10 protein-coding genes are annotated in these 16,113 nt (G+C 66.6%); 3 read left to right on the plus strand and 7 right to left on the minus strand.

The genetic code is table 11. From position 1 onward, the window contains the following. Positions 1-201 precede the first annotated feature (201 nt). Entirely contained in the window at positions 202-1,731 is a 1,530-nt protein-coding gene (locus OG627_RS06635) for a helix-turn-helix domain-containing protein (protein ID WP_329062383.1), read from the plus strand. 136 nt (positions 1,732-1,867) lie between these two features. Here OG627_RS06635 and OG627_RS06640 read toward each other — a convergent pair whose 3' ends face one another. From OG627_RS06640 to OG627_RS06650, 3 genes are all read right to left on the minus strand, one after another. Beyond that, a complete protein-coding gene (locus OG627_RS06640; RefSeq protein ID WP_329062385.1) occupies positions 1,868-3,040 on the minus strand; it encodes a tyrosine-type recombinase/integrase in 1,173 nt (390 codons plus the stop codon). Between the two features lie 131 nt (positions 3,041-3,171). Further along, positions 3,172-3,474 (minus strand): helix-turn-helix transcriptional regulator, encoded by a 303-nt coding sequence (locus OG627_RS06645; protein WP_329062387.1) that lies wholly within the window; start codon positions 3,472-3,474, stop codon positions 3,172-3,174. Positions 3,475-3,597: 123 nt separating this feature from the next. Continuing rightward, positions 3,598-4,296, minus strand: a complete 699-nt coding sequence (locus OG627_RS06650; protein ID WP_329062389.1) for a tyrosine-type recombinase/integrase — start codon at positions 4,294-4,296, stop codon at positions 3,598-3,600. 412 nt (positions 4,297-4,708) lie between these two features. On the opposite strand from OG627_RS06650, the gene OG627_RS06655 reads away from it, so the two are divergent. Further along, positions 4,709-4,909 carry a hypothetical protein gene (locus OG627_RS06655; protein WP_329062391.1) on the plus strand — a complete coding sequence of 67 codons (201 nt, stop codon included), beginning with the start codon at positions 4,709-4,711 and terminating at the stop codon, positions 4,907-4,909. A gap of 246 nt (positions 4,910-5,155) precedes the next feature. On the opposite strand, the gene OG627_RS06660 is transcribed toward OG627_RS06655, so the two are convergent. From OG627_RS06660 to OG627_RS06675, 4 genes are all read right to left on the minus strand, one after another. Then, positions 5,156-6,463: an AlbA family DNA-binding domain-containing protein gene (locus OG627_RS06660; RefSeq protein WP_329062393.1), complete on the minus strand. Its 1,308-nt coding sequence runs from the start codon at positions 6,461-6,463 to the stop codon at positions 5,156-5,158. 176 nt (positions 6,464-6,639) lie between these two features. Beyond that, entirely contained in the window at positions 6,640-8,013 is a 1,374-nt protein-coding gene (locus OG627_RS06665) for an AlbA family DNA-binding domain-containing protein (protein ID WP_329062395.1), read from the minus strand. Positions 8,014-8,165: 152 nt separating this feature from the next. Next, positions 8,166-9,587 (minus strand): IS1380 family transposase, encoded by a 1,422-nt coding sequence (locus tag OG627_RS06670; protein WP_443073424.1) that lies wholly within the window; start codon positions 9,585-9,587, stop codon positions 8,166-8,168. A gap of 315 nt (positions 9,588-9,902) precedes the next feature. After that, entirely contained in the window at positions 9,903-10,313 is a 411-nt protein-coding gene (locus OG627_RS06675; protein WP_329062399.1) for a hypothetical protein, read from the minus strand. Positions 10,314-10,681: 368 nt separating this feature from the next. Between OG627_RS06675 and OG627_RS06680 the strand changes: the two genes are divergently transcribed. Continuing rightward, positions 10,682-15,685, plus strand: a complete 5,004-nt coding sequence (locus OG627_RS06680; RefSeq protein WP_329062401.1) for a hypothetical protein — start codon at positions 10,682-10,684, stop codon at positions 15,683-15,685. Positions 15,686-16,113 lie beyond the last annotated feature (428 nt).

A 16,113-nucleotide genomic window follows, 5' to 3' on the forward strand; every position in this document is an offset into this window, starting at 1 on the left:
TCGGCCAACCGGTTCGACCGAGAGGCTCGGCCGACAGGTCCGCGAGCGCCGGAGCGGCGCCACCGCTTCGCCCGTTCGGCCGCGCGGCGATTGCCGAGGCGACTTCGGGCACCGACGATCGGATGGACGGGCGGCGGTGGCGACACACCGACGGCCCACCCCAGCAAGGCCCTTATCTCATCGATGAGATAATCTGACGCCATGGAAGACGACTACCTCGCACGCATCGGCAAGCTCATCCGCGACGCCCGTCAGCATCGGGGCTGGACGCAGAGTCAACTCGCCGAGGCGCTGGCCACCAGCCAGAGCGCCGTGAACCGTATCGAGCGCGGCAACCAGAACATCAGCCTTGAGATGATCGCGCGCATCGGTGAGGCGCTCGACAGTGAGATCGTGTCGCTCGGTTACGCCGGGCCCATGCATCTGCGGGTCGTCGGCGGACGCCGGCTCTCCGGGTCCATCGACGTCAAGACGAGCAAGAACGCCTGCGTGGCGCTGTTGTGCGGCTCGCTGCTCAACAAGGGCCGTACGGTACTGCGCCGGGTCGCGCGGATCGAGGAGGTCTTCCGGCTGCTGGAGGTGCTGGGCTCCATCGGCGTACGCACGCGCTGGATCAACGACGGCGTGGACCTGGAGATCGTGCCGCCCGCCGAGCTGGACATGGAGGCCATCGACGCGGAGGCGGCCCGCCGTACCCGCTCGATCATCATGTTCCTCGGTCCGCTGCTGCACCGGATGGACACCTTCCGGCTGCCGTACGCGGGCGGTTGCGACCTCGGCACGCGCACCATCGAGCCGCACATGATCGCGCTGCGCCGCTTCGGTCTGGACATCGCGGCGACCGAGGGCCTCTACCACGCCCAGGTCGACCGCTCGATCTCGCCGGACCGCCCCATCGTGCTGACCGAGCGCGGCGACACCGTCACCGAGAACGCGCTGCTGGCCGCCGCCCGCCACGACGGCACGACCGTCATCCGCAACGCCTCGTCCAACTACATGGTGCAGGACCTGTGCTTCTTCCTCGAAGCGCTGGGGGTACGGGTCGACGGCATCGGCACGACCACCCTGACCGTGCACGGCGTGCCCTCCATCGATGTCGACGTCGACTACTCCCCCTCCGAGGACCCGGTCGAGGCGATGAGCCTGATCGCCGCCGCCGTGGTGACCGAGTCCCAGCTGACCATCCGCCGCGTGCCGATCGAGTTCCTGGAGATCGAGCTGGCGGTCCTGGAGGAGATGGGGCTCGACCACGACCGTACGACCGAGTACTGCGCCGACAACGGCCGTACGCGGCTGGTCGATCTGACCGTACGGCCGTCCAAGCTGGAAGCGCCGATCGACAAGATCCACCCGATGCCGTTCCCCGGGCTGAACATCGACAACGTGCCGTTCTTCGCGGCGATCGCGGCGGTGGCGCAGGGGCAGACGCTGATCCACGACTGGGTCTACGACAACCGCGCCATCTACCTCACCGACCTCAACCGCCTCGGCGGCCGCCTCCAACTCCTCGACCCCCACCGCGTCCTGGTCGAGGGCCCCACCCGCTGGCGCGCGGCCGAAATGATGTGCCCGCCCGCGCTGCGGCCCGCCGTGGTCGTGCTGCTGGCGATGATGGCGGCGGAGGGGACGTCCGTACTGCGGAACGTCTATGTCATCAACCGGGGGTACGAGGACCTGGCGGAGCGCCTGAACTCGGTGGGCGCGCAGATCGAGATCTTCCGGGACATTTGACACGAAGATGCCGCCGCACCCCGTCTGACCTGCTATTTAGCGGGTCAGGGAGGGGTGCGGCGGCATGTCTGGGACTTCTCTGGGACTTTGGGCCTGCGCCGGGCTACGAGCCACGCTCCCAGCGGACCGGTCGCGGCTACGCGAAGATCGCGTCGATGGCGGCGCTACCTCGTGCGCCTGCGCGGGGCAGGAAGTGGGAGTACTTCCGCAGTGTGAACCCGGGGTCGGAGTGGCCCAGCCAGCGTGCCAGGGAGACGACCGATTCGCCGGCCTCCAACTCCTCGGAGGCGAAGAAGTGGCGCAGGGCGTGGAAGCCGTGTTCCCGGGACGGCTCCCACACGCGAGCGCCGTCGGCGCTGCCCTCCTCCAGCGCGGCGATCACACCGGCCGTGGCCAAAGCGGGCTTCCACACGTAGGAGTTGAAGTAGTTCCGGTTGATAGCCTTCCGCTCTCGTCCTGTCACCAGGAGGGTGTAGGTCCTCGGCCGTCGGTGCTTGGCCTCCAGCGGCGTCTTGGCCGGAGTCGGGTCGTCCCATGGCAGCGTGACCGGCACCGGCGCGAACTGCTCCATGTGCTGCCGGATGGTCCGGGCCACGCTGGCCGGCAGCGGCACGTCCCGGACCTTGCGGCCTTTCGGAAGCGCGAAGCACAGTTTCGCTCGCACCATCTTGATCTGCCGCCGGACGTGGACGACTTCCTTCTCGAAGTCGATATCGTCCGCGGAGAGACCGAGCGCTTCCCCCTGACGGAGCCCGAGACCTGCTCCGATCACGAGGAGTATCCGGTAGCGGTCCGGCAGGGCCGCCCGAACCGCCAGGACCCGTTCGGGCGGCCACGCCTCAACCCTGCCAGGGGCCGCGGGCGGAGGCCCGACCGTGCTGGACCGGCATGGGTTGCGTCCGAGGCGACGGTCCTCGACCGCGGCCTGAAGGACGCTGGAGAGCGTCGCCCAGACCAGTCGGATCGAGGTCGGACCGAGGTCCTTCTCCAGCCGCTTCTTCCAGTGCCGCAGGACTTCCGTGCCGATGGCGTTGAGCGGCTGAGCACCCAGGTGGGGAACTATGTGGCGGCGTACCCTCTGCTCGATCCGCTCGATCGTGGACGGATCACCGCTCTGGGTGGGCCACCAGTGGGTCGCGATGTAGTCCTTGAGGGAGATGGCCCCGTCGCGGGGATCGACGAACTCGCCTCGGCGTGCATCGGTCTGGGCCTGGGCGAGCCAGGTCTTGGCGTCCTGGAGGGCGTCGAAGGAACGGTCCTTGACGCCGGGGATGCCCTTGACCCGGTAGCGGGTGCACTTGCCGTACATGGCGGTGCGGTCGCGTTTGCCGGTTCTCGGGTTCGGGCGCTTCTTCAGCCATCGGTCTTCTATGTAGCCGGCCAGGTGGAACTCCTTTGTGATGAGGGTGACGGCGGCGTTCTACGGCGCAGGAAGCCGTGTCAGGCGGTGGTAAAGCGGGCGGAACGCCCCTGCGGCCGGACGCTGAGCGGGTTGAGGGCGGGATTGGAGCGGGAGTCGGCCTGCTCCTGTTCGCGGACCCAGGCGTCGAGGGCTTCCACTCGGTACATGACACGACCGCGGGGGCCCATGCGGAAGCTCGGCGGTCCCTGACGGCGGTGGCGCCAGACGTAGAGGGTGTGGGGTGAGAGGCCGAGGTAATCGGCGGCGTCCTTCACGGTCAGGAACGCCGCGCGTACCGCCGTGGAGGAAGCAGTGGGGGCAGGCAAGGGTCGTGCAGGCATCTGGAGGTTCTCTGTGAGGGACGGGAGAGGCGAACCTGGCTGGGCGGAAACCATTGGTCCGCCCAGCCGTTGCCTGTCGTGAGGCAGGCACGAATCGCGGACAAGCCGCGACCCGGTGTGCCGCTACGGACGCCGTGCGGTCGAAGTCGACTGGCTCAGCTCAGGAAGGGCCAAGGCGGCTTCGAGTCGATTCCAAGGGATTTCATCCCGGGTCGGCTTGCGAAGGCAGTTCGCGAAGCGTTCGGCGAGGCGAGGAGCGCTCATTCCGGCGCATTCGGCCACCGCAAGGATGTGGCCCGCAGTCTGGTCGCCGTTCCTCAGCCACGCCGCGATGCGCGCGTCACGGAGAGCCGAGACATGCCTACCGAGCGGCGAGTGCAGTTCATGTGCTTGCAGGGCTGCTGCTCGCGCCTGCTGCCAAACCTTTCGGTAGACCTGGGCGGTCAGCGGTCGTCCGTTGTCGAGGAGAAATATCGCGTCATCGGGGCCGAGATCGCGCCGGGTGGTCTCCGCCTGCATGATCGCCGCCAACTCGCGGCAGACGGGAACACGCCGTATGGCGCCGGCGCTGTCCGAATCCTCCTCGCGGCGCTCTTGTGCCTGAGGGTGGACCACGAGCCAACCGGTGCCATCGTCCGCGAGTTCCACGTCTCGCACGCGCAGCACCCGGGCCTCCTCCGGACGCAGAGCGGCGAGAGCGATGGAAGCCAGGAAGGCTCGCAAGGCGAGGCCGTTCTGCAAATCTTCGCTGGCCCGGTCCAGGATCGCGAAGCACTGCCGATCGGACAGATAAGACGTTTGTTCATTGACGACTGCGGTCATGGCAGAACTCCTTGAGGGTGAGGCTTGGATAGACACGGCAGTCCGGCCATCCCAGGCGAATCGCACGGCGACCGAACACCATCAATACTCCGAAGAATCGCCGGTTTGGGTAACCGGCGATCCCGTGCTACCTTGCGCCGCTCTCGCACACTCTTCCGCAGCTGATCTAGGTTCGCTTGCTTCAGCGCACGATTCCAGTCTTTGCCCGGGCCAATGTGTCTGCCATCGGCGAACCACCATGCTGGCGCCGGAATCACAAAGGTCAGCCTGTCGAATAGTCAGCCCTGAACGAGTGGAAGCACCGGAACAGAGCAGGTGTCTTCTAAGCACCTGGCCTATTCTGCGAAGCTCTACTCGGCGTCTGAGCGCCAATACGCTCCTGTCGCAGTACATCTCCGCGTACCTGCGTGCCATGTCGGTACCGCCTCGCAGACCGGATCACCCCCGCGTCGGCAGGGAGAACGCAGACGGCATTGCCCGCAGCATCATCCGCTTCGTCGAGAACGTCATCCCCGGCCACCACGGAGACACCCACGCCACCCTGAAGGCCATGCACAACAAGCACCTGGTGCTCACGCACGCGACGCACTCCGCACCCGGTGGTCACCACTGACCGCACCACTCGGTGATGCGGTCAATGGAGGCTATGAGGCGGTGCGTTTCTCCTTGACCTGAGCCCTGAGCCGAGGTCAAGGAGAAACGCACCGGGTGGAGGCGCGACCCCGCGCCCCTCGATGGAGTCCGCTCCCGGCCGGTGGACTCCACTCAGTGGAGCGGCCACCCGACATCGACGGTGCGCACCACCACACCGTCCATGCTGAAGCGGGAACGGCTAGGTGGGTCTTCACGCTGCTGCAGGTCAGGTCAAATGGGTCTCAATTCCGAACTGGTTGATAAGACCTGACGCAAGGGATTGCGCAGCAGCTTGTAGATCCACAATGCCGGCGAGGGGGGCCAGCTCGTACGGGACCTGTCGGATTGTGACGGGGCATCGGCAGTCCTTAGGGACGTCGAGGAATCCTCGATGCTGCTCTAGGACCGCAACGAATCCGGGGAATCTGCCAGCGGTCCCCACTTTGTGCAGGTCGTTGTCACAGACGATGGTGCTTAGGAGATCGGACGATGAGCTCAGATGTTGAGCACGCGCCACTTCGTGGATCAGGGCGATGGCGTCACAAACTCCGTTCTGTACGACCTGCACCTCGACGGGGACCTTCGGGCCGACATCCACCTTCTGCCTATGTACGAGGCGTGAGACGTCTACGGCGTATACGACGGTGCCGTCGTGGTGGAGTTCCACCATGGCGAGGCGCCCCCGGTGTGGTCCTCCTGCGGGGGTAAGGAAGTTCCCGTCGACCCAACGCCGCAGACCGACTCGCGGACCGCCGGTCAACGCATCGCGCATGGGGCTGGGTCCTGCGAAGTCACCCCGGATCTTGGCCGCCGTGGACAGCGCTGCGCTCATGGCTGCGGATGCTTCGTGGCGCTGTGGGTCGGGTACCAGGAGCGGAAGTGGGCGGGAGGGGCGGGACACCACGATCAGCCATGCTGCGGTGTGGTCTCCTTCGCCGAGAACTGCCGCGCTCGTTTCAGTCACGTGCCGCTCCAGCGCCTTGCCAGCGTCTTCCTGGCGTGCGAAGCGGTCTCGGTAGGCGCGTTCTACCTCGTGTTCCGAGAGCCAGGTGGTGTGATCGGTGAAGCGGGCAGGCACGGCGAACGCCTGCTGTTCCTTGTCGCGGGACGAGGTTCCCAACACGAAGTGCGGGGCCATTGTGCTGGCCGGGACATCGACGACAAGGACTGTTTTTGTTGTGTCTGGGCACTGCAGGGGGAATATGTCGACCCCGCCGACGAAGGGCTGGGTGTGGGCACGTAGCCACTTGTACAGGTGCTCTGTAGGTGCATCCTGGGGATCCACCCCCTCGATGACTCGGTCGTTGCGAACGCCGTAGACGAGAAGGCCGCCGCGGGCGTTGGCCATAGCAGCGACATCCTTGGCGAATTCCGACCAAAGACCAGCTTCAGGCTTCTTCGGAAGGATGCGCTTCCAGTCGAGATCGTCTCGCTCTCCGTCGATCTCCTTCGCGGCTCGTTCGATCATCCCGAACGTCAACCGGCCTGGCGACAGGCTGAGTTCTTGGTGGATACGAGTCCATGAGCTGGCCATCAACCCAGCATAGGCGGGCTGTTCGTCTCGCCGCTCCGAAACCTCGTTCCGGGCGGAGCAAGCCGGCGCCCTCATGGCCGTCGCTGTCGGACGGTGCCTGCCCGAGAAACGCTCGTCTGGACCGCCCGCGTGCGCCGATCTGTTGGCGGCCGCATGGGTGGGCAGTAGGGCGTGGGTCAGGGAGCCAGCCTGACCTGTCTGGTCTGTGCCCACCGCTCAATTCGGACCTTGTTGTAGGGAGTCCAGTGTGCCAGGTTGATGCTTCCGTCCCGCGTGATCGGGGTGGCTTCGGCTATCCCGAACGCCTGGATGAGTTCGTCGGCGATGTACGCGGCTGTCTGAACCAGAGCGGTGCCAGCATCGGCGAGATCGTCGACCAGGGCAACGGCTTCGGCGTCCGCGTAGGCGCATGTGTGGGTACTCAGAGGCATTCGGCGTCCGCGGTATTCGTCCGTCTGATCGATCCGGAAGGGCAGCAGCGGTGCCATCTGCGGGCGGGGCGGGCCGTGAGGGTGCGTGTGCGGGGCTTCGATCAGTGCTGCCTTGACCAGGACGGTGCCGGAGACGCCGGCCCGATCCCGGGCGTGGGCGCCCAGGAAGTACAGCATCGACAGCAGCTCGTAGACGACCGTGTCCAGGTCGGCGAAGTTGAACTCTTTGAGGTCCACCGTTGACGTACCGGAGTGGATGCCGGAGAGCCACACCCCGGAGCCGTCACGGTGCAGTTCGCAATGCCGGTAACCGTGTCCGTGGGGCTCGCCCATGGTCGCGGTGAGGCGGCGGGACCCGACCCGGACCTGTGAGAAGGGAAGGTCCTCCTCGCCCAGGTAGGGCGACGTGACCAGCAGATTGCGTCGGTGGCGATTGAAGGTCTCCTGTGTGATCGGCATGTTGCCGGGGACCTCCGGCGTGACGCTGACCATGAGCTGCGGTTGGTTGTTGGGCGGGAGCGCCATCAAGGCTTCGCGTTCGATGTCGAGCAAGCGCTTGGCACGGTCTGCAGTGGTAGTGAACCGGTGGTGATAGGCGGTGGCGACGTCCGTCTCGGTCAGCCAGGCGGTCAGGGATCCGGTGCGCCGGGGGTAGCGCAGTGCTTTCTCCGTCGCCTTGACCGGCGGTGTAGTCACGGCGTGGGGCCCGTAGGGGCTGCGCGGCACCGCGAGAATGAGGAGACCCCGGCCGGGATCGTCCGGGTTGCGGATGGGGTAGGTCTCGTAGCGGACCTGCGGTGCGGTACTGCTGCCGATGACCTGTTCCAGGTGTCGCAGATGGGCGTCCGCTAGGTCGATGTCCACAACCTTCGTGGGGACACCCCTGACGTCGGTCAGGCCGATGACCAAGGCGCCGCCGATGTGGTTGGCCAAGGCGCAGATGTCCTTGGCCAGCTCTTCCTTGCCCTTCGGATCCGCAGCGGCAACCTCCCTCTTGTACTCCAGGTCCTCCGCCTCAGCAGCGGCTTCTACACCAGCCAGCCCAGCCATCTGTTCGTAGGTCAACTGGTCAAGTCGGCCGCCGAACAGTGCTTCCAGGCGCCGGGAGCGAAACGTCATGACCGGACACTAGCCTCGCCGTTTCAGTTGGGGCTGCTGAGCTGCTGAGCGAGGTTGTTTGAGCCCGTGTCGGCCGGTGGGCATGGTGAGGGCCCGATGCGGGGTCGGGTTCTCCAAGGTCCTTTGAGTCGAGGGTGGGCGGGGACGGCGAGTCAGCTGGCGGGGCGGGGTAGTGCGGCCAGTCGGTGGAATGCGGCCGCGAGTTCATGTCGCCAGGGCCAGGTTGCCGATATCCGTAGGCGGAGGCGGCGGCCGCCCCGGGTGATCCGGGCGGCGACGTGCAGGATCCGGTAGCGGAGTTTCTTGGGTTCGGCAGTCGCGAGTTCGCCGTCCAGCAGGAGGACGCGGGTCCAGGCGAGGAGGTCGATCGCCGCGAGGCTGAGTTCGAGCCAGGCGGCGTTGACGCCGAAGCGGCGGGAGGGGAAGCGGCCGAAACCGGTGGTCTTGCCGCACCGGATGTGATCCTCGACGGTGGCGTGTCCTCGGTGACGGACCTCCAGGAACTGGGCCGAGCCGGAGGCGAATGGGGTATCGGTGAGGAAGACCTGATGCCGCATGCCCTCGTCCTGGTCGAAGAGTGAGAGCTGGGCTCCGGGGTGGGGGCGTTCGCGGCGGACGATGATGCGGGTGCCGGCCGGATAACCGTTCAGGTCGGTCATGCCGGTCAGTTCGGCGACCTCGGCGGACTCGCGGAGGGTGCCGTCCTGGTTCAGAGCGGGGTGCCAGACATGGTCGGGCAGGGATCGGATCGCGCGGCGGACCGGCTCGGCAACGGCGTATCCGACCGAGAAGAAGGTGCGGATTCCGCGTGTTCGCAGGTTGCGAACGTGAGTGAGGAAGGACTTTGCGGATCCGGCGCTGTCGGTGCGGACGAGGATGTCGGTGCCGTGCCGGTGGGCGTCGGGGATCTGTGCGAGAGCGTCGTTCAGGACCGCGATGTGGTCTGCGGCGGTGTTGGCTCCGGCGTTCCCGGGCCGAAGGCGCCCGGACATCGCCTCGCCGGTGTTGGCCAGGAAACACAGCAGAGGGTGGAACCCGAAGCCGCCTTTGTAGGTGGGTGCGGCCTGGTCCTTGTCCGAGTGGCAGGTGATCAGCGTGGCGTCGATGTCCAGGACCAGGCCGGGCAGTTCCCGTCCGCCGGCTGTCGCCGCCGGTATGCCGCCGCGGGTCTCGGATGTTTGCAGCCAGGCCACTTCCCGGGCCTGGGCGCGTGCCGAGCGCAGGCGGTCCAGTACGTGTTCGTCGACGGCGGCCAGCAGCCGCCAGGCAGTCGGTGTCGAGGCGACCGGGCCGAACACCTCGCCCTGGTCGCGCAGCACGGCCAGATCCGTGATGGTCTGACCGCCGTCAGCCACTGTCACGGCGAGGTCGGTGGCGATCCGGCCCGGGTCATGACCGGTGCCTCGTGGCCGGAGCGGTCTCAGCGCGGTGGAGTACGCGCTGGTCAGTCCGGTGACATCGGCGAGATCAGCCAGCAACCGTGCCCCGGCATGCCCGACCATCCCGGCGCCGTCCGCCGAGACATGAAGCCTGGGACGAGAACCGATACCCTGCACGCAGAAAGTGCCTTCCACCTGGACCGACAGAACCCCTCGACAAGGTTCATCGTCCCAGCGCAGAAGGCACTTTCGCGTTACCGCCCATGATTCGGACGGACCCCAAGTGAAAACCCGAGGTTAGGAGCGTTTCCTCTCACAGACGTCCCTATAACGCGGGGGTGCTTGAAACCGGTCTGACCAGGTTGAATACCTCGCGGGCTGCGTATCGCTTGAGGCATCGGATGATCTCACGTCGGGTCTTGCCCTCCTGGGTGCGGCGTTCGTAGTACGCCTGGGTGCGCAGGTCGTGGCGCAAGCGAGTGAACACGATGCGGTGCAGGGCCGCGTTTGCTACGGCGGTCGCCGCCGTAGTTGAGCCGGCGCGTGCTCCGACGGCCAGAGGAGTACTCGATGGGACCTGACTCCGCAAAGGGCAGCAAAGGACGTCTCGGTGCTCAGCCGCTCGGGGTTGTCCCCCATGGTGATCAGGAGAGTGACGGCGCTGTCCGGACCGATGCCCACCGGTACGAGCAGCTGTGGGGCGTGACGTTCGACGAGCCGGGTCAGGCGCTGGTTCAACTCATTGATCTGCCCGGTGAGCTGTTCGATGCGCTCGGCGAGCATGCGTAACGTCATGTGGGTGGCCTGGGCCACCATGTCCTCGTCTCCCTCATCATCGGGTGGGCTGAGCGTCGCGCAGGTGCGGAACAGCTCAGCATTTCCCAAATGGGACACGCCCTGTGGCTCGGTGGCAGGCAGCATCCCGCGACGACAGTCGACAGGTCTGTGACTGGACACTTCGGTCATAGATCTCATGAGTCAGACCTCCGCCTGGGACGGCACTGCACAACCGTCCCATCGATCCCGGTACAGCGGCATGACTCGATCACTGCCGGATGACTTCGACCGAACCGATGCTCACCATGACTGAGCGCGCTGACAAGGCGTTGACTACCGTCCACTCCTGACCGATATTTCATGGCCGGCAGCGCTCGGGTCAGCACCGGCTGCAACGGAATTCCTACGCCTGATCCGGTCCATCGACCCAGGAACTTGGTGTGTCAGCGCAGCCCTCTACGCTGGGATCCGACACGCGCACAGTGGGGCGGCGGGACGGTCAGAGGACGGCAGTGGCATCGAACGACAGCAGGGCACACAACTGGCACAGCATCCGGGAATGGGACGGCAGCCAGCATCGCGCGTTCGAGGAACTCTGTTTCCAGCTCCGGACGTCGGCGCCTCCGGGCTGGGAGACGATCAAGACTGCTGCTCCGGACGGCGGCGTCGAATGGTATGACCAGGCGCCCGACGGCAGTGCTGCGCACGGATACCAGGTCAAGTTCGTCCACAACATCGACGATCTCATCCCTCAGGCGAAGAAGAGCGCCAAAACAGTCGGTGAGAACATCGCGAACCGGAAGATCGTCCGGCTTGAATTCCTCACCCCCTTCGACCTCTCCGACCCCACCCCTGTCACCCCGCGCGGGAAGGCGCGTACCGGTGCGAGAGAGCGGTGGAACAGCAACGTCGCCCGGTGGAAGAAGGACTTGCCCGGTCTTGCCGACGTGGACATTCGCTACGTCGGTGGCGGTGAGCTGCTGGAGCGGCTGACCCGGCCTGGAAATGAGGGGCGTCAGTGGTTCTTCTTCGAACGGCGGGCGCTGGGCAGCGAGTGGTTCAGGGAACAGGTCACGCTCGCTGAGCGTCTGGCCGAGGCGCGGTACACACCCGAGCATCATGTGACGTTGCCCCTTGCGCACGTGGCGGATGCGTGCGCCCTGCCGCAGGAGTTCTTGAGGCAGGGCGTCCAGCGATCCCGGGATCTGCAGGCCGCTGTGGTGACCCTCCTTTCCGAGATGACACGCTGGTACGACAGCTATCCCGCGCCGGCCAGCAGCCCCGACCATCAGGCGCTGGCGCGGTGGGTGCACGCGTGGACGCCCGCGTTGCGGGAAGGCGCCCACACCTTGGTCCACGACCTGTCCGCTGCATCCGCAACGTCCGGTTTCCCCGCCGAGCAGAGCTCTGCTGTGGCGGAGGACATGCTGGAACGGCTGGATGAGTTCAAGGACCTGGCTGACCGGTTCGCCGAGGAAGAGCGTGAAAGCGACGACGCCATACCTGCGGCCGGACGGGGCGCAAACGCTCCGGTGACCGCGGTGCAGAGCGTGCAATGGTTGTGCGAGCGCGCTCTGGCTCGTGCCTTCGACGCCTGCGAGCGCCTGGACGGCTTGTTGCGGAGTCCCGCTGCCCAGACAGCGGAGAAGAAGACCTGGCTGCTCCTGGGGGAGGCAGGGCAGGGCAAGACGCACTTGCTGGTCGACGCCGCGCGGCGGGCCGTAGACGAGGGCCGTCCGGCGCTGGTGATGTTCGGGCAGGAGCTCACCGGGCACAACACGCTGAGTGAGGTCGCGCAGAAGCGTGGCCTGGGGCCGCTTGCCGAGCGGGACTTCCTCCAGGCGATGGACGCCGCCGGCGCGGCAAGCGGTTGCCGCTTCCTGTTGATCATCGATGCGCTCAATGACTCCGACGACGCCGGGAACTGGAAGAGCGAACTGCTCGCGCTGCAGGTGCGTCTGGCCGGGTACCAGCACATCGCTTTGTTGGTGTCCTGCCGCTCGACCTTCAAGTCGATCGTCGTGCCTGATCGCTTCGATGTGCCAGCCTCCGTGCACTCCGGCTTTGCAGGACTGGAGATGGAGGGGCTGGAGAGCTACCTGCGGGATGTGGCGGCGGTTCTTCCCAACACTCCCCTGCTGGCCTCGGTCTTCACCAACCCCTTGTTCGTAAAGCTGTACGCGGACAGCCTGAGCAAGAGCCTGAAGCGTGGCGGCTCGGGCGGCCATCCGCGTGACCGGAGCGCGGTGTTCGACGCCTATGTCGACCACCGTGCAGAGACCATCTGCTCCCGGCTCGGACTCGATCCTCTGGAGCGGCCCGTGCACCGTGCAGTGGACGCCCTGGCATCGCGCATGGCCGCCGCCCGGCGTCCCGTGCTACCGCGTGAGGAAGCCCGCGCTCTTGTCGACGTGTACGCTTCGGCAGCCACAGCGTGGCCGGACACGATGCTCGGGCAGCTCCTCGCCCAGGGCCTGGTATCCAACGAGCGAACCTACAAGGCCGACCATGCAACCGGTATCGGTTTCCCCTACCAGGCGTTCGGCGACGACCGCGTTGTACGGTCGGTCTTCGCTGCCCACCAGGACGAGATCGACGCGCTACGCGAACGACGCCCCCTGGCCGCGGATTCCGCGCTGCAGAACTGGCTGGGGCAGGCTGCCCCGAACTATCAGGAAGCGGCATCGATTCTCCTGCCCGAGCAAACCGGGACGGAACTCATCGACCTTCTGGCCCTCTCTCCCACATCTGCAGAGGCCACAGCTGAACCCGGCAGTCGCGCGGACGTTCGAGGCTACCGGCTGGCCCGCAGCTTTCTGGAAACGCTTCCGCTGCGCAGCACACGCAGCGTCAACGAACGCACCATCGAACTCCTCAACGAGACCGCCGCACGTCACGGACGCAATTCCGACGTGCTGGAGGCCGCGGTAGCGTTCACCGCAGAGCCGGGGCACCTGCTGAACGCCGACCGTCTCCACCGGGTGCTGCTGCGAAAACCGCGGCCCGAGCGCGACGCGTGGTGGGGCGTAGAGACCTACTCCTTGCTGTGGGAGGTCACCGCACTGCACCGGCTGCTGCGCTGGGCCGAGCAGTACCCCACCCCGCGCCATCTCCACCCTGCATCCCTCACGGCCCGACTTCGCCTCGGGGACCGGTCCCGCCGGCCGGTGCAGACGGCCGGAGCCGGCCACGAGGAAGGCGTCCGGCTGGCCGCCACGACACTGGTGTGGACCCTCACGTCCTCCAACCGGTTCCTGCGCGACCGGGCCACCAAAGCCCTCGTGCAGTTGCTCCTGGGACACCGAGACGTTCTCGTCTCACTCCTGGACAGATTCCTCCACGAGGACGCGGAGAAGATCGACGATCCCTACCTCTTCGAGCGTCTGGTATGGGTCACCTACGGAGTCCTGGCCCGTCACGGCGAGGACGCCAGCCAGCACGACCTCCTCGGCACCGTCGCCCGGCGGCTCCTCACGTACTCCTACGGCGCCATTGATTCGCCCGCGCACGCCTCACGGAACGGGCTGCTATGCGAAGCGGCTACCCGAATTGTCACCCTGGCGCACCGGGCTGGAGCCGTCACCGGCGAGGAAGCAAACGCGGTCAGGCATCCACACGCCTGCGCTCCGATCGGGCAGGCTCCTGCGGAGGAGGACCTCGACGTGCTCTTCCCCTGGCGGGACCAGAACAAGTCGCTGTGGGGATCGCTCCGCTCGTCCCTTTCACCCCTGGGAGACTTTGCGGACTACCAGGTCAGGCCGGCCGTGCGTCACTTCAGTTTGCTGCCGCTGTCGACCGACTATCCCCGTCGGCCGGCGTGGCAGCGCGCCGACGATCCTGTCGTCGTCGACCCCGCCCGTATCCCGGCCTTCGCGCAAAGCCTTCCGAAGTCCGTCCGGCCCGCCTTGAGCACACTGGCTGCCATTGAACAACTCCTCACCGGGAGGAAGGCAAGGGACGTCCTCGACCCGGACCAGTACGCGCTGCTGCGGGCCTGCCGAGTGCCCCCGCCCAACGACGAACGCCTCGCCGCTGCCCACGTCGACGCCGAGTGGGCCGCACGCTGGATCCTCGCCCGCGTCGCCAACCTGGGCTGGACACCGAAACTGTTCGCCGAATTCGACAACATGCGTTCCCGCCACTCTGGCTCCCGCCAGTCACACAAGGGCGAACGGATCGGCAAAAAGTACCAGTGGATGGCCCTCCACGAGCTCGTGGAACGCCTGGCAAACCACCGGCACCCCCACCGGCAGACCGAGCACGACGCCGCCGAACACCCCGGAGCGGCACAACTGTCGCTGCTCGACATCGACCCCTCCCTTCCTCCGGCCCGACACCCCTTCTCCTACACCGACGACGACAACAGTCCAGACGAAGCCGACCACGCCACCTTCCCGACCGCAGACCCCACACACCCGCTGGCACCACCTGTCCCCGACCTGCCCGACGACGAGGGCGTCGACGAATGGATCAGCCGTCCGGACAACCTGCCCGACCTCGACGAACTGGGCATCCGCGCCGACAGCGACGGCAGGCAGTGGATCGTCCTTTACGAACAGGCCATGGACGACCACGACGGCCGAGGATGGAACGTCACCCGCGGCCAGGCAGAGCAGTGGCACCGCATCCACAGCTGGCTCGTGCCCGCCCCCCAACTCACCAGCCTGCTCTCATGGCTTAAGGGACGTTCGTTCACAAACCGGCTGATGCCCGAAGGGCCCGACCGCCACAGCCTTCTCCTGGCCGACTTCCCCACCGTCCCCAGTCCCTGGACCGATCCGGAACCCGACTCCTGGCATGTGAGTACCTTTCAGTACGACGAACCCGATCACGGTGAGAACGACTCCCCTGCCCCAGGGGACGACGATCTCTCCTCTCCGGAGCCAGCCCCTGGACCACCGGCATCGGAGGAGAGCGCCGCCATCGCCATCTGGCGGGAGCGCAGGGAGAAGCACCGGGAAGAGCTGCTCCTGGAGCTCGCAGAGCAGTGGGCGGACGGTCCGACGGAAGATGACGAGGACCACTGGCTGGAGCGCACCCTCGCCGCACAGCCGCAGGGCCGCATGGTGTTCGCCACAGACCCCGATGGGGAACCCGTCACCGCTATTCCGACCGACCAGACCTACAACTGGAGTGGTCAGAGCCTGGACTGCTCCCTCGACGCATCCGTCTCCGTGACGCTGCCCAGTGACCCACTCCTGAGAGCCAGCAGGCTGCGGCGCGACCCGGACCGCCCCTTCTGGTACGACACCGACGGGCAACTGCAGGTGCAGTACCTGACATGGGACCGCCAGAGCGGCAGGGCCTTCAGTCTCCTCGCGTCCAAGGAGTGGCTCGAGCACCACCTCGAGCGCAGCGGCCACTGCCTGGTCCAGGGCATGACCGGTGAACGGCAGCCTGTGACCGCCGAGCATCCACGTGTCTGGAGAGAGTTCAGCCAGAGCGCCGGCCGCACGGCACAAGGACAATGCAACCCTGGGACCATCGTCACCGAAGTCAAGAGAAGCATCCGATAGCAGGCCGTCGTCGGACTTGGCCCGGGCACGACCGCGGAGTACGGCCCGCGCGGCGACCTGTGCGTCAAGCGGGTCCGGCTTTCCCAGCAGACGGCGAGCCGTCTGGCTGAGCGGCTTTCCACAGCCGTAGAACGCACACGCGGGGGACCGCCGCTGTCATGGCAGGTGACCCCTTGTCTTCCCCATGAAGACCAGGGGCTATCGGCCTTCCCGGTCTCTGCTCTCGGACGGAGGCGGGCCGGGGCAGGATGGAGAGGTGTCGTCGTCCCCGCCGACCTTCGTGCCTGCTTCCGCTGACTGCCTTCTGAGCTTCACCTTGGGAATAACCGTCTGAACGTGACACGCAGTCAGGCGGGTTCGTCACACCGCCTCCCCCCGACTGCGCCGACGGTCTATTCTCACTGTGGCACAGGCACGTCGGGGGTCGG

Source organism: Streptomyces sp. NBC_01429, assembly GCF_036231945.1.
Lineage (GTDB): Bacteria > Actinomycetota > Actinomycetes > Streptomycetales > Streptomycetaceae > Streptomyces.